The organism is Curtobacterium sp. MCBD17_019 (genome assembly GCF_003234555.1).
Classification (GTDB): domain Bacteria; phylum Actinomycetota; class Actinomycetes; order Actinomycetales; family Microbacteriaceae; genus Curtobacterium.
In genome coordinates, this window is the sequence record NZ_QKTT01000002.1 from 245,447 (window position 1) to 258,536 (window position 13,090).

Sequence of the window (13,090 nt, forward strand, 5' to 3'; positions counted from 1 at the left end):
CGGATCGCACCACACGAACGGCCCGTGCCACTCGGCGCGGGCCGTTCGTCATGCCGGGAGGGCCATCCCACCCGGCGTCGCCGGCAGCCCTCCGCCGAGATCGCAGCAGATGTCGTTCCGGCGCGGTCCGAAGCGGCATCTCCTGCGATCTCGCGCAAGAGGAGGACCGGAAGGGACGCCCGGACCGAAGGCACTGCGGCGGCGCCGCGCCCCGAGCGCCGAGCGCTCAGGCACGCCCCCGCGACGTCGCGCCGCAGGGCGGCGGCGCGCATGAAGCACTGAACCAGCGGGCTGCGAAGGCGCGAAGCGCCGAGCAGCCCAGACAGCTGGTGGAGCCTAGGGGAATCGAACCCCTAACCCCCGCCTTGCAAAGGCGGTGCTCTGCCAATTGAGCTAAGGCCCCGGATGGTCGGCCATGCTACCGGAGGAGCAGCCGACGGGTCATACGGGCTCGGTGGTGCAGTCACGATGACGGCGAACCGTCGGAGTGGGGCTACTAGGACTTGAACCTAGGACCTCTTCGTTATCAGCGAAGCGCTCTAACCGCCTGAGCTATAGCCCCGAGACCGGATGAAAGCCTACATGACGCGCGCCGCGGGCGCGAATCGGGTGGGGCCTCCAGACCGGTGATCCGGGTCAGTTGTTGGTGAACCCGACGAGCAGACCACCGGTGATCCGCACGCTGAGGTTGTACAGCACGCTCACGATCGCGCCGAGCACCGTGCCGACGACCACGTTGAGGCTCCCGACGACGATCGAGAACCCCATGACCTGGCCCAGCGAGAACTGGTCCATGATCGAGTAGTTGTTCTTGCCGGTGACGTCCTGCAGCAGCTTGTCGATCTGGGTGAACACGCCCGTCTGGTTCAGGATGATCCAGACGAGCATGGTCGCCACGACGATCACGATGCTGCCGGCCAGCGCGATGAGGAACGACAGCTTCACGCACGACCAGAAGTCGAGGTACACCAGGCGCAGCCGGACCTGCTTGGTGCCGACGGGTCGCTTCGTCTTGCGCTGGAGCTTCTCGGCGACACTACTCATTCGTTGACTGGTCCTCTCCGGCCTGCGGGTCGGCGGGCTCGTCCGTTGCCTCGGCGGGGCTCACTGCTTCGACCGGGCCCGCGGGTTCGATCTCGGCGTCGGCCTGGTCGTCCAGGTTCCGTTCACTGTTCCGGGCCACTGCGATGATCCGGTCGTCGTCGGCGAAGCGTGCGAACACGACGCCCATGGTGTCGCGCCCCTTGGCAGGGACCTCGGCCACGGCAGACCTTACCACCTTGCCGGAAGCCAGCACGACGAGCACCTCGTCGTCCCCGCTGACGATGAGACCGCCGACCAGGTCACCCCGGTCGACCGCGAGCTTGGCGACCTTGATACCGAGACCGCCGCGCCCCTGCACGCGGTACTGGTCCACGGCGGTGCGCTTGGCGTAGCCGCCCTCCGTCATCACGAACACGAATCCCTCGTCGTGCGCGACCGAGGCGGACAGCAGCGAGTCGTCCCCACGGAAGGTCATGCCCTTGACGCCGGACGTCGAGCGGCCCATCGGACGCAGGGCGTCGTTGGTCGCGGTGAACCGGAGCGACATGCCGTGCCGCGAGACCAGGAGGAGGTCGTCGGACTCGTCCACCAGGAGTGCGGAGACGAGTGCGTCACCCTCGCGGAGGTTGATCGCGATGATCCCGCCGGTGCGGTTCGTGTCGTACTCGGTGAGCGCGGTCTTCTTGACCAGGCCGTCGCGGGTCGCCAACACGAGGTACTGGGCTGCCTCGTAGTCGCGGATGTCGAGGACCTGCGAGATCTGCTCGTCGGGCTGCATGGCGAGCAGGTTGGCGACGTGCTGGCCCTTGGCGTCGCGCCCGGCCTCCTGGAGTTCGTACGCCTTGGCGCGGTAGACGCGACCCTTGTCGGTCAGGAACAGCAGCCAATGGTGCGTCGTCGTGACGAAGAAGTGGTCCACGACGTCATCCGCTCGGAGCTGGGCGCCCTTGACGCCCTTGCCGCCGCGGTGCTGGGACCGGTAGTTGTCGCTGCGTGTGCGCTTGACGTAGCCACCACGCGTGATGGTGACGACCATCTCCTCCTCGGGGATGAGGTCCTCGACGCTCATGTCGCCGTCGAACCCGAACATCACCTCGGTGCGGCGATCGTCGCCGAACTTGGCGACGATCTCGTCGAGCTCCTCGCCGATGATCACGCGCTGGCGCTCGGGACGCGCGAGGATGTCCTGGTAGTCCGCGATGAGGCGCTCGAGCTCCTCGGCCTCCTCGTGGATCCGCTGTCGCTCGAGGGCGGCGAGACGACGGAGCTGCAGGTCGAGGATCGCGCGTGCCTGGACCTCGTCGACCGACAGCAGCGCCATGAGGCCGTCCCGGGCCTCCTCGACCGTCGGCGACCGGCGGATGAGCGCGATGACCTCGTCGAGCGCGTCGAGGGCGGCGAGGTACCCGCGGAGGATGTGCGCCCGCTCCTCTGCCTTGCGGAGCCGGAAGCGGGTCCGCCGGACGATGACCTCGACCTGGTGGTCGACCCACGCCGAGATGAAGCCGTCGAGCGCGAGCGTGCGCGGGACACCGTCGACGATCGCGAGCATGTTCGCGCCGAAGTTCTCCTGCAGCTGCGTGTGCTTGTACAGGTTGTTGAGCACGACCTTGGCGACCGCGTCGCGCTTGAGGACGATCACGAGGCGCTGTCCCGTGCGGCCGGAGGTCTCGTCGCGGATGTCCGCGATGCCCGCCAGGCGGCCGTCCTTGACGAGCTCCGCGATCTTGACCGCGAGGTTGTCCGGGTTCACCTGGTACGGCAGCTCGGTCACGACGAGGCAGGTCCGACCCTGGATCTCCTCGACGTTGACGACCGCGCGCATGGTGATCGAACCACGGCCCGTGCGGTAGGCGTCCTGGATGCCGCGGACGCCGAGGATCTGCGCGCCGGTCGGGAAGTCCGGGCCCTTGATCCGCTGCATGAGCGCCTCGAGGAGCTCCTCGCGCGTCGCGTCCGGGTGTTCGAGCGCCCACTTCGCGCCCTCGGCGACCTCGCGCAGGTTGTGCGGCGGGATGTTCGTGGCCATGCCGACCGCGATGCCGACCGACCCGTTGACGAGCAGGTTCGGGAAGCGCGACGGCAGGATCGACGGTTCCTGCGTGCGGCCGTCGTAGTTGTCCTGGAAGTCGACGGTGTCTTCCTCGATGTCCCGCACCATCTCGAGCGCGAGCGGAGCCATCTTCGTCTCGGTGTACCGCGGGGCGGCTGCACCGTCGTTGCCGGGGGACCCGAAGTTGCCCTGGCCGAGCGCGAGCGGGTACCGGAGGCTCCACGGCTGCACCAGGCGGACGAGGGCGTCGTAGATGGCGGAGTCGCCGTGCGGGTGGAACTGCCCCATGACGTCGCCGACCACGCGTGAGCACTTGGAGAAGGCGCGGTCCGGGCGGTACCCGCCGTCGTACATCGCGTAGAGGACGCGCCGGTGCACGGGCTTGAGGCCGTCACGGACCTCCGGGAGCGCACGCCCGACGATGACGCTCATGGCGTAGTCGAGGTAGGACCGCTGCATCTCGAGCTGGAGGTCGACCTGCGAGATGCGGTCGCCCGAGAGCACGATGTCGCCGGCGTCGCCGTGCACGACCTCGGGCTCGTCGCCGCCGTTGTCGTTGTCGTCAGCCATGTGCTGCCTCTCTCATCGGCCGGGAGGCCGTGGTTCCGTCCTGCTCGGGCGTCGCGCCGGCAGGTGGTCGGGGCGCGCGGGGCGCGCGGTGCCTCAGATGTCCAGGAAGCGGACGTCCTTGGCGTTCTGCTGGATGAACTGACGACGCGACTCGACGTCCTCGCCCATGAGGGTGGCGAACACGCCGTCGACCGCGGCGGCGTCCTCGAGGGTGACCTGGAGCAACGTGCGGGTGTCCGGGTTCATCGTCGTGTCCCAGAGCTCCTTGTAGTCCATCTCGCCGAGGCCCTTGTAGCGCTGGATCCCGTTGTCCTTCGGGATCCGCTTGCCCGCCGCGAGACCGGCCTGCAGCAGGACGTCGCGCTCGCGGTCACTGAACACGTACTCGTGGGCCGAGTTCGACCACTTGAGTCGGTAGAGCGGGGGCTGCGCGAGGTACACGTAGCCACGTTCGATGAGCGGACGCATGTAGCGGAACAGGAGCGTCAGCAGCAGCGTGGTGATGTGCTGGCCGTCGACGTCGGCGTCGGCCATGAGCACGATCTTGTGGTACCGCGCCTTGTCCGGGTCGAAGTCCTCGCCGATGCCGGCACCGAACGCCGTGATCATCGACTGGATCTCCTGGTTCGCCAGCGCGCGGTCGAGTCGGGCCTTCTCGACGTTGAGGATCTTGCCGCGCAGCGGGAGGATCGCCTGGGTGAGCGGGTTGCGCCCCTGCACCGCTGATCCGCCGGCCGAGTCGCCCTCGACCATGAAGATCTCGCTGACCGTCGGGTCCTTGGACTGGCAGTCCTTGAGCTTGCCCGGCATCCCGCCGGATTCGAGCAGGCCCTTGCGCCGCGTGGTCTCGCGCGCCTTCCGCGCCGCCATGCGCGCCTGGGAGGCCTGGATCGCCTTGCGGACGACGTCGCGCGCCTGCGTCGGGTTGCGCTCGAGCCAGTCGCCCAGTTCCTGACCGACGACACGCTGGACGAACGACTTCGCCTCGGTGTTGCCGAGCTTCGTCTTGGTCTGGCCCTCGAACTGCGGTTCGGCGAGCTTGACGGAGATGACGGCGGTCAACCCCTCGCGGATGTCGTCACCCGTGAGGTTGTCGTCCTTCTCCTTGATGATGTTCTTGTCGCGCGCGTACTTGTTCACGAGCGAGGTGAGCGCGGCGCGGAAGCCCTCTTCGTGCGTGCCGCCCTCGTGCGTGTTGATCGTGTTCGCGAAGGTGTGGACGCTCTCTTGGTACGAGGTGTTCCACTGCATGGCGAGCTCGAGGGAGATCTTCCGGTCGGTGTCCTCGGACTCGAGGGAGATCACGTCGGGGTGGATCACCTCCGCCTTCTTCGTGCTGACGAGGTACTCGACGTAGTCGACGAGCCCGCGCTCGTAGTGGAAGACGTCCTTCCGTGCTTCTTCGCCCTCGTCGGGGACACGCTCGTCGTGGAGCGTGATCCGGAGCCCCTTGTTGAGGAACGCCATCTGCTGGAACCGCGTGCGCAGGGTCTCGTAGTCGAAGTCGACGGTCTCGAAGATGTCCGCGTTCGGCCAGAACGTGATCGTCGTGCCGGTGGTGTCGGTCTCCTCGTCCTGGGAGAGCGGCGCGACGGGCACGCCGTCGGTGTAGCTCTGCCGCCACACGTGGCCCTGTCGGCGCACCTCGACGTCGAGTTCCGAGCTCAGGGCGTTCACGACCGACGACCCGACGCCGTGCAGGCCACCGGACACCGCGTACCCGCCGCCGCCGAACTTACCGCCGGCGTGCAGGACCGTCAGCACGAGCTGGACGGTCGAGATGCCCTCGTTCGGGTGGATGTCGACCGGGATGCCACGGCCGTTGTCGGTGACGCGCACACCGCCGTCCTCGCGGATGACGATGTCGATCTGGTCGCAGTACCCCGCCAGGGCTTCGTCGACCGAGTTGTCGACGATCTCCTGGACGAGGTGGTGGAGCCCACGTGGTCCGGTGGAGCCGATGTACATGCCGGGGCGCTTGCGGACCGCTTCGAGGCCTTCGAGCACCTGGATCTGATCGGCACCGTACGCGTTGTCCTGAGGGGTGTCGCCAGATTCTGATGACATGGTCGTTGTGGCTCCTGCCCGCCTGCGATTCGGTCGTGCAGCACGGCGTGTCCGGCGTGCGCCAGCGCCCGCGTGCAACCCCACGAGTCTACCGCAGCAGGCCTGCTCCCGAGGGCTGAGACGCCGATCTGCGGGCCGATTCCGCTCCCAGAGGATTGATTTGTCGCCTCAACCGTAGGTATCGCGAGGGCCGCGCCCCTGGACCGATCTGAGACCGCGTTTCCAGGTCGGGGCGTCCGGGGCGAGAACGCGCACCGACTCGACCCCCGCCTCCGGGTAGCGCTCCGCGATCGTCGTCGTGATCTGCGCGCGCATGAGTCGGAGTTGTGTGGCCCAGGCGGTCGAGTCACACCGGATGAGCAGCGCGTGGTCGTCGATCGACACCGGATCCGAGTGCGCCGCGAGCTCGGCACCGACGACATGGGGCCACGCGGCGATCACCTCGGACTGCGCCAGGGGCTCGGTCCACCCGAGCTCGCTCGTCAGGTTCCCCACCACGTCGCCGAGCCCCCGCGGCTCGCGTCCGACGCCGTAGGGCTCCGAGTCCGCGGAGGCCTCGCGTCGACGACGCCGACGCGCGTCGACGGATCGCTTCGCGGGGTCACCGAACACCGCCTTCAGGTGGAGGTAGAACCGCGTCGGTTCGGTCGGCCGGTCCGGTCGTGGCACCGTCACACCTCCTGCGCGGCCGGACGGGAGGAACGGTGCGCGTCCGCCCCGTCGGTCCCGTCCGTCGATCCGGTCGCCGGGGTCCCCGTCTCGGCGACCGCCGCGGCGTCGCCCGGCGCGTCCACGATCCTCCCGGCGTCGATGTGCACCGTGTGCGCGGCGAGGACCGGCGGCACGTCACCGTGGACGGCCGCCGTGATGAGCACCTGCTCGTACCCGGACACCGCGTTCGCGAGTCGGCCGCGGCGGGTCTCGTCGAGTTCCGCGAACACGTCGTCCAGCACGATGATCGGATCGCCGAGGGACGACTCCGCGCGGAGCACGGCCGCGGCCGCGAGCTTGACCGCCAGTGCGAACGACCACGACTCGCCGTGGCTGGCGTAGCCACGGGCCGGTAACCCGTTGAGCCGGAAGAGGACATCGTCTCGGTGCGGACCGACGAGGGTCAGTCCGCGGTCGAGCTCGTCCCGGCGCCGACGGGCCAGGCCGGCTCGGAACCCGTCCGCCGCGGCGGCCACCGTCACGGGTTCGATCTCGCTCCCGAGCTCCTGCTCGGTCTCCGGGTCGCCGCCGCGGATGCTGAGGACGCCCGCGAGTGACGCCTCGTGGGCCGCACCCGCGACCGCCGCGTAGGCCTCGGCGACGAACGGTGCGAGTCGTCGGACCAGGTGGTCGCGCCCGGCGATGACCTCGGACCCGAGCGCGACGAGGCGGTCGTCCCAGACGTCCAGGGTCGACATCGCGCCGCCGCTGACACCCGAACCGCGCGCCGACTTGAGGAGCGTGTTCCGCTGGCGGAGCGTCCGGTCGTAGTCCGCGAGCACCCCCTGCATGCGCGGGGCGATGAGCACGAGGAGTTCGTCGAGCATCCGGCGCCGGCCGGCGGGCTCACCGCGCACCAGGGCCAGGTCCTCGGGGGCGAACAACACGCTCGTGCAGTAGCGGGGGAGATCCCGGGGCTTGATGGGTGCCCGGTTCACCTGGGCTCGGTTCGAGCCGGTCCGGTTGATCTGCACCTCGGCGAGGATCGTGCGCTCCTCGTACGCGAGCCGTGCCCGGACGATCGCCGCGTCGCACCCCTGTCGCACGAGCGCGGCGTCGGTCGGGACCCGGTGCGAACCGAGGGTGGACAGGTACCCGATCGACTCGACGAGGTTGGTCTTGCCCTGTCCGTTCCGGCCCATGAACAGGTTCGGCCCGCGTGCGAAGTCGACGTCCGCCTCCCGGTAGTTCCGGAAGTCGGTCAGTTGGAGATGGTCGACGTGCACGCGGGCCGAAGGAGCGAGGACCGCTAGGCCTTCTTGACGGCGTGGCCGCCGAACTGGTTGCGGAGGGCGGCGACGGCCTTCATCGTCGGCGACTCGCTGCCCTGACGGGACACGAAGCGCGCGAAGATCGAGGCGCTGATCGCGGGCATCGGCACGGCGTGCTCGATCGCTTCCTCCAGCGTCCAGCGACCCTCACCGGAGTCCTCGACGTAGCCCTCGAGCTCCTTGAGCGTCGGGTCCTCGTCGAGCGCGCGCACGAGCAGCTCGAGCAGCCAGGAACGCACGACCGTCCCGCGCTGCCATGCCCTGAAGGTCCCGGGGACGTCCTTGACCAGGTCCTTGGCCTCGAGGAGCTCGTAGCCCTCGCCGTACGCCTGCATGATCGCGTACTCGATGCCGTTGTGGACCATCTTCGTGTAGTGGCCGGCACCGACCGGACCGGCGTGGACCAGGCCCTCTTCGCGCGGACCCTCGGGGCGGAGCGCGTCGAGCACGGGCATCGCCGTCGCGACGTCCTCGTCCGCGCCGCCGACCATGAGGCCGTAACCGTTGTCGAGGCCCCAGACACCACCGGACACACCGGCGTCCATGTAGCGGATGCCCTTGGCGTCGAGCTGCTTGGCGTGCACCTCGTCGTCGAGCCACTTCGAGTTGCCACCGTCGATGACGAGGTCGCCCGCGTCGAGGACGTCGGCGAGGCCCGAGATCACGTCGTCGGTGATCTTGCCGTGGGGGACCATAACCCACACGAGGCGCGGGCCGGGCAGAGCCGCCGCGAGGTCCGCGAGGCTGGCGACATCGGAGACGGCGGGGTTGGCGTCGTAACCGGTGACCTCGATCCCTGCGTTGCGCAGGCGGGCACGCATGTTGTTGCCCATCTTCCCGAGGCCGACAAGACCGATGTGCATGATTTCCCTTTTCTCGTTGAGTTCGCGCGACGCCCGGTGGTGCCCCGGCGTCAGCGCAGGAGGAGGTTGGGCTGGAGCAGGTACCGGTAGCCGTCCGCGGCCGCGTCCTCGCGCGAGGTCTGTCCCGTGATGAGCACAGGCCCCGGCTTGTTCGGGTTCTCCGTCTTGGTGAAGGAGATGCGGACGAACTCGGAGTGCACCGCGTTCAACCCGTCCAGGAGGAACTGCGGCTTCAGCGAGACCACGGTGTCCTCTCCGGTCAACTGCGCGTCGATCGACTCTGATGCCTGCGCTTGTTCGGATCCGATCGCCTCGAGCGTGAGCCCGTCGACCGAGAAGGTGAATCGGAGCGCGGCTTCGCGCTCGAGGACGAGGGAGACGCGACGGACGGCCTCGACCAGTTCCGCGGTGTTGAGCACCGCGTGGTCGGGGACGGTGTCGGGGAACAGCCGGCGGACCGGCGGGTAGTTGCCCTTGATGAGCAGCGAGGTGACGGTCTTGTCGTCGGCACGGAACGCGATGAGTTCGCGGTCCTGGTTGCCGCTGATCGACACCGACACGGTGCTCGCTGATCCGAAGGTACGTCCCACCTCCTGAAGGGTACGCGCGGGTACCAGGGCGTGCATCGGGTCAGCGCCGACGCGCCCGCTGTCCCATGCGATCGTCCGGACGGCGACCCGGTAGCGGTCCGTCGCGACGAGGGACAGGTCGGTGTCGCCGACCTCGAGTTGCACACCCGTGATGACGGGGGTGACGTCGTCACGGCTGGCGGCGACCGCCACCTGCGCGACGGCCTCGGAGAAGGCGTTGCCCGGGATGACGCCCGTCTGGGGACCGACCTCGGGCAGGGTCGGGTACTCGGCCACGGGCATGCTCAGGAGCGTGAAGTGTGCCGATCCGCACGTGACCGTGATGCGGGACTCGTCGGTGCTGAACACGACCGGCGCGTTCGGGAGGCGGCTGGCGATGTCAGCGAGGAGGCGCCCGGACACGAGCACGGTGCCGGGGTCGTCGATCTGCGCCGGGATGCGGGTCTGCGCACTGACCTCGTAGTCGAACGACGAGAGCGTCAGGTGGTCGTCCTCGGCGTGGATGAGCACACCCGACAGGATCGGGAGCGTCGTGCGCTGGGGGAGGAGCTTGACCGCGAAGGAGACCGCTTCGCTGAAGACGTCCCGGTTGACATGGAACTGCACAGCTGGGACCCCTGTCCTTCGGTTCGGTGACGGCGGCCCCCATTGTGGCACAGCGGGCGGGGGCGGGATCCGTGTCGTTCGGCCGCTGGGGACCGTCCACAAGGTTGGCCCCCTGAGAGAGATCGTTAACCAGGAGTAATGGTCTTAACGCTTGTGCACAGTGTGGATAACTCTGTTGATCGTTGTCAGGACGGGGAACTACAACCGTGTGACTTGTGAGCAGCGTGTGGAGCGGCCGTGGACGAGGAAAACTCGTCGGGAACTCCATCCCGACGACGTCCACAGCTGGGCCCTCGTCCATGAACAGGGGAGCGGCGTGTCATCCACAGTTATCCACACGTTGTGCACATCTTGTGGAGACCGGACGGTGGTGCTCTCCGGAGGCGGCGTCGCGGCCGTCCCGCAGCCGGGCCGGGGGGACGCATGGCGGGGCCGCGGTGGGCCTCCCGGCCGGCGCGCGGAGGGGGGTACGAGGGCGACGTTGGCGGTGCTACTTGTAGCGGCGGTCCTGCTTGATGCGGCTCGTGAGCTCGGTCACCTGGTTGTAGATCGACCGACGTTCCTTCATGAGTTCGGTGATCTTCTTGTTCGCGTACATCACGGTCGTGTGGTCGCGGTTGCCGAACAGCTGCCCGATCTTGGGCAGGGACAGACTCGTCATCTCGCGGCAGAGGTACATCGCGATCTGCCGGGCGGTCGCGATCGCCTGGGAGCGGGAGGAGCCGTAGAGGTCGTCGACGGACAGTTTGAAGTAGTCCGCGGTGTGCGTGATGATGTCGACCGGTGCGATGACGTTGTCCTCGTCGAGCGTGATGAGGTCCTTGAGCACTGTCTGCACGAGTGCCATGTCGACCTCGGTCCGGTTGAGGCTCGCGAACGCGGTGACCCGGATGAGCGTCCCCTCGAGCTCGCGGATGTTGCTCGACACCTTGGACGCCATGAACTCGAGGATGTCGTCGCGCACCTGCAGGTGGTCGCTCTGCGCCTTCTTGCGGAGGATCGCGATGCGGGTCTCGAGGTCCGGTGCTTGGACGTCCGTGATCAGGCCCCACTCGAACCGGCTGCGCATGCGGTCCTCGAAGCCGGTCAGGTGCTTCGGCGGCAGGTCCGACGTGATGACGACCTGCTTGTTGTGGTCGTGCAGGGTGTTGAAGGTGTGGAAGAAGGCCTCTTGCGTGGAGTCCTTCCCCTGCAGGAACTGGATGTCGTCGATGAGCAGGATGTCGATGTCGCGGTAGCGCTGCTGGAACTGCGCGGAGCGGTTGTTCGCGATCGAGTTGATGAAGTCGTTGGTGAACTCCTCGCTCGAGACGTACCGGACGCGGATGCCGGGGTACAGGCTCTCGGCGTAGTGCCCGATGGCGTGGAGGAGGTGCGTCTTGCCGAGGCCGGAGTCGCCGTAGATGAACAGCGGGTTGTAGGCCTTCGCCGGGGCCTCGGCGACCGCGACAGCGGCGGCGTGTGCGAAGCGGTTGGAACCGCCGATGACGAAGTTGTCGAAGTTGTACTTCGGGTTGAGGCGCGAGTCCGGGCGGCCGGCATTCGACGGGTTGTCCACCGGCGCGGGCACGAACGGGGCCTCAACGTACTGGCGCGGGGCCGTGCCCTGCTCCATCGGCGGGACGGGTGCCGATGCCGCGTACGCGGGGACCACCGGATCCGTGCGGGGTTCCGGGGTCAGTTCGGGGTTCACCGTGATCGCGAAGTTGGCGACCGAGTCGTCACCGAGGCGCGAGACGGCCTCGGTGATGGGGACCCGGATCCGCTGCTCGAGCATGCCGCGCGTCAGGTCGTTGGGCACCTCGAGGTAGAGCGTCCCGGCGAGCACGCCCTTCGGTTCGACCAGGTTGAGGAATCCGTGCAGCTGCGGGGTGATCCGGTCGTCGTCCTCGAGGAGTCCGAGCACCGAGGCCCAGAGGTCCTCGACGGGTGCCGGGATCGTCATGGCGCGCTCGTCTCCTCTGGTCGGTCGACGTGGACCGACGGTCGCTCCGGCCGGCTCCCGCACAGCGCCGACGTCGCCCGCGAGTCGTGGGCGGACCACTCGGCCGTACACAGGGTTGTCCACAGTGTTCTCCACGAGTCGCGGATCGTGCTCGTGCCCGGTCCCGCCGGGTGATCACGGGCCGCGCGCCCCTGGATCAACCCACTGTAATTGCTCGCGGCGCGTCGGACGCAACCGGAGTTGTCCCCAATGTGGAGAATGAGCGGTTGGTCCCGTTCGTTTGACCCAGGGCCCGTCCTCACGTACCGTTGAACGGTTGACTGCGGCCAATCGGTCGCGCCCAGAGCGTCCGTTCCCATCGCGTCAACGGACCCAACGTGACCGGACCGCCGCGAGCGTCCGTGTGGAGACGAGATCATGAGCAAGCGCACCTTCCAGCCGAACAACCGCCGCCGCGCCAAGAAGCACGGCTTCCGCGCTCGTATGCGGACCCGCGCCGGCCGTGCCATCCTGGCCGCCCGCCGCAGCAAGGGCCGCACCGAGCTCTCGGCCTAACCCCCGGGGTTGTTGGCCCGAGCCAACCGGATCGTCCGAGGTGACGACTACCGAACCGTCGTGCGTCGTGGTCGCAGGAGCGCCACGGCGCACGCCGTCGTATCGGTGGTCGTCCGTGCCGATGCCGATCCCACCCGGTTCGGGTTCATCGTCTCGAAGGCAGTGGGGAACGCGGTGACCCGGAACCTCGTCCGCCGCAGGCTCAAGGCCGTCGCCCACGAACTCGTCGTCGATCACCCTTCGGGGCTCGATGTGGTCGTCCGCGCACTGCCAGCCGCCGCGCAGGCCGGCTGGCCTACCCTCATCGCAGATGTCAGGCAGTGCTTCAGTCGGAGCACGAGCCAGAGCAAGGGTGTGAACAAGGCATGAGACGAGCACTGTCGGCCGTCGCGTTGCTCCCGCGCAACGTGTGCGTGGTGGTGCTGCGCGCGTACCGCGCGGTCGTCTCCCCGCTGTACGGCGAGGTCTGCCGGTACCACCCGTCGTGCTCGCGGTACGCACTCGAGGCCATCCAGCAGTACGGCGTCGTCGTCGGCTCCAGCATGGGCGCCTGGCGTATCGCCCGGTGCAATCCGTGGGCGGCCGGTGGCATCGACGACGTCCGGGCTCGGACCGCGCCCTATCCCGTGACCCGCTTCGGGTTCGTGCTGCCCCGCCCAGCCGGCGACACCCGCGCGCTCGGCACCCGCCGGCTCGACGGCACCCCCGTCCTGGAGACCCGCCCCGTGGACGGCACCCACCGTTCGGCCCCGCAGGCCGCCCCGACCTCCCGGCGTCGCCGGTTGACACCGCACCCCCGAAAGGCGTGACCGCTT

Annotated in this window: 11 protein-coding genes and 2 tRNA genes; 3 read left to right on the forward strand and 10 right to left on the reverse strand. The window is 68.5% G+C overall.

Annotation, left to right across the window (positions count from 1 at the left end):
- Nucleotides 1–327: 327 nt before the first annotated feature.
- The 10 genes from DEI82_RS03045 to dnaA all read right to left on the reverse strand — a co-directional run bounded on the left by DEI82_RS03045 (nt 328) and on the right by dnaA (nt 11,720).
- A tRNA-Ala gene (locus DEI82_RS03045) sits at nt 328–403 on the reverse strand.
- 85 nt (nt 404–488) lie between these two features.
- A tRNA-Ile gene (locus tag DEI82_RS03050) sits at nt 489–562 on the reverse strand.
- A 74-nt stretch (nt 563–636) separates the two neighbouring features.
- Nucleotides 637–1,044, reverse strand: a complete 408-nt coding sequence (locus DEI82_RS03055; RefSeq protein WP_111011930.1) for a DUF3566 domain-containing protein — start codon at nt 1,042–1,044, stop codon at nt 637–639.
- The gene (gene gyrA / locus DEI82_RS03060; RefSeq protein ID WP_111026528.1) at nt 1,037–3,667 is read right to left on the reverse strand and encodes a DNA gyrase subunit A; all 2,631 of its coding nucleotides are present in this window, start codon (nt 3,665–3,667) and stop codon (nt 1,037–1,039) included. The genes DEI82_RS03055 and gyrA overlap by 8 nt, the downstream gene beginning before the upstream one ends.
- Before the next feature lie 93 nt (nt 3,668–3,760).
- Nucleotides 3,761–5,734, reverse strand: coding sequence for a DNA topoisomerase (ATP-hydrolyzing) subunit B (gyrB, locus tag DEI82_RS03065; protein ID WP_111010784.1), 1,974 nt, complete (start codon nt 5,732–5,734; stop codon nt 3,761–3,763).
- A gap of 168 nt (nt 5,735–5,902) precedes the next feature.
- Nucleotides 5,903–6,403 (reverse strand): DUF721 domain-containing protein, encoded by a 501-nt coding sequence (locus DEI82_RS03070; protein ID WP_111035825.1) that lies wholly within the window; start codon nt 6,401–6,403, stop codon nt 5,903–5,905.
- Between the two features lie 2 nt (nt 6,404–6,405).
- Nucleotides 6,406–7,671, reverse strand: coding sequence for a DNA replication/repair protein RecF (gene recF, locus DEI82_RS03075; RefSeq protein ID WP_111035754.1), 1,266 nt, complete (start codon nt 7,669–7,671; stop codon nt 6,406–6,408).
- 23 nt (nt 7,672–7,694) lie between these two features.
- Nucleotides 7,695–8,579, reverse strand: coding sequence for a phosphogluconate dehydrogenase (NAD(+)-dependent, decarboxylating) (gene gnd / locus DEI82_RS03080; protein WP_111010782.1), 885 nt, complete (start codon nt 8,577–8,579; stop codon nt 7,695–7,697).
- Nucleotides 8,580–8,629: 50 nt separating this feature from the next.
- Nucleotides 8,630–9,775, reverse strand: coding sequence for a DNA polymerase III subunit beta (gene dnaN / locus DEI82_RS03085; protein ID WP_111026525.1), 1,146 nt, complete (start codon nt 9,773–9,775; stop codon nt 8,630–8,632).
- 490 nt (nt 9,776–10,265) lie between these two features.
- Nucleotides 10,266–11,720: a chromosomal replication initiator protein DnaA gene (dnaA, locus tag DEI82_RS03090; RefSeq protein WP_111035755.1), complete on the reverse strand. Its 1,455-nt coding sequence runs from the start codon at nt 11,718–11,720 to the stop codon at nt 10,266–10,268.
- Between the two features lie 417 nt (nt 11,721–12,137).
- Here dnaA and rpmH point away from each other — a divergent pair, with 417 nt between their 5' ends.
- From rpmH to yidD, 3 genes are read left to right on the forward strand one after another with little or no spacing between them, the layout of a single operon-like run.
- Complete coding sequence (gene rpmH, locus DEI82_RS03095) at nt 12,138–12,275, forward strand: 50S ribosomal protein L34 (protein ID WP_019181680.1); 138 nt, start codon at nt 12,138–12,140, stop codon at nt 12,273–12,275.
- 9 nt (nt 12,276–12,284) lie between these two features.
- Nucleotides 12,285–12,644, forward strand: coding sequence for a ribonuclease P protein component (gene rnpA, locus DEI82_RS03100; RefSeq protein ID WP_111035756.1), 360 nt, complete (start codon nt 12,285–12,287; stop codon nt 12,642–12,644).
- Nucleotides 12,641–13,084 carry a membrane protein insertion efficiency factor YidD gene (gene yidD / locus DEI82_RS03105; RefSeq protein WP_111035757.1) on the forward strand — a complete coding sequence of 148 codons (444 nt, stop codon included), beginning with the start codon at nt 12,641–12,643 and terminating at the stop codon, nt 13,082–13,084. Before rnpA ends, yidD begins: the two co-directional genes overlap by 4 nt.
- Nucleotides 13,085–13,090 lie beyond the last annotated feature (6 nt).

Bases quoted from the DNA above. Each gene is read 5' to 3' on its own strand.
- gnd (WP_111010782.1), bottom strand. From the start codon at position 8,579: ATGCACATCGGTCTTGTCGGCCTCGGGAAGATGGGCAACAACATGCGT.
- rpmH (WP_019181680.1), top strand. From the start codon at position 12,138: ATGAGCAAGCGCACCTTCCAGCCGAACAACCGCCGCCGCGCCAAGAAG.
- gyrA (WP_111026528.1), bottom strand. From the start codon at position 3,667: ATGGCTGACGACAACGACAACGGCGGCGACGAGCCCGAGGTCGTGCAC.
- yidD (WP_111035757.1), top strand. From the start codon at position 12,641: ATGAGACGAGCACTGTCGGCCGTCGCGTTGCTCCCGCGCAACGTGTGC.
- gyrB (WP_111010784.1), bottom strand. From the start codon at position 5,734: ATGTCATCAGAATCTGGCGACACCCCTCAGGACAACGCGTACGGTGCC.
- DEI82_RS03055 (WP_111011930.1), bottom strand. From the start codon at position 1,044: ATGAGTAGTGTCGCCGAGAAGCTCCAGCGCAAGACGAAGCGACCCGTC.
- dnaA (WP_111035755.1), bottom strand. From the start codon at position 11,720: ATGACGATCCCGGCACCCGTCGAGGACCTCTGGGCCTCGGTGCTCGGA.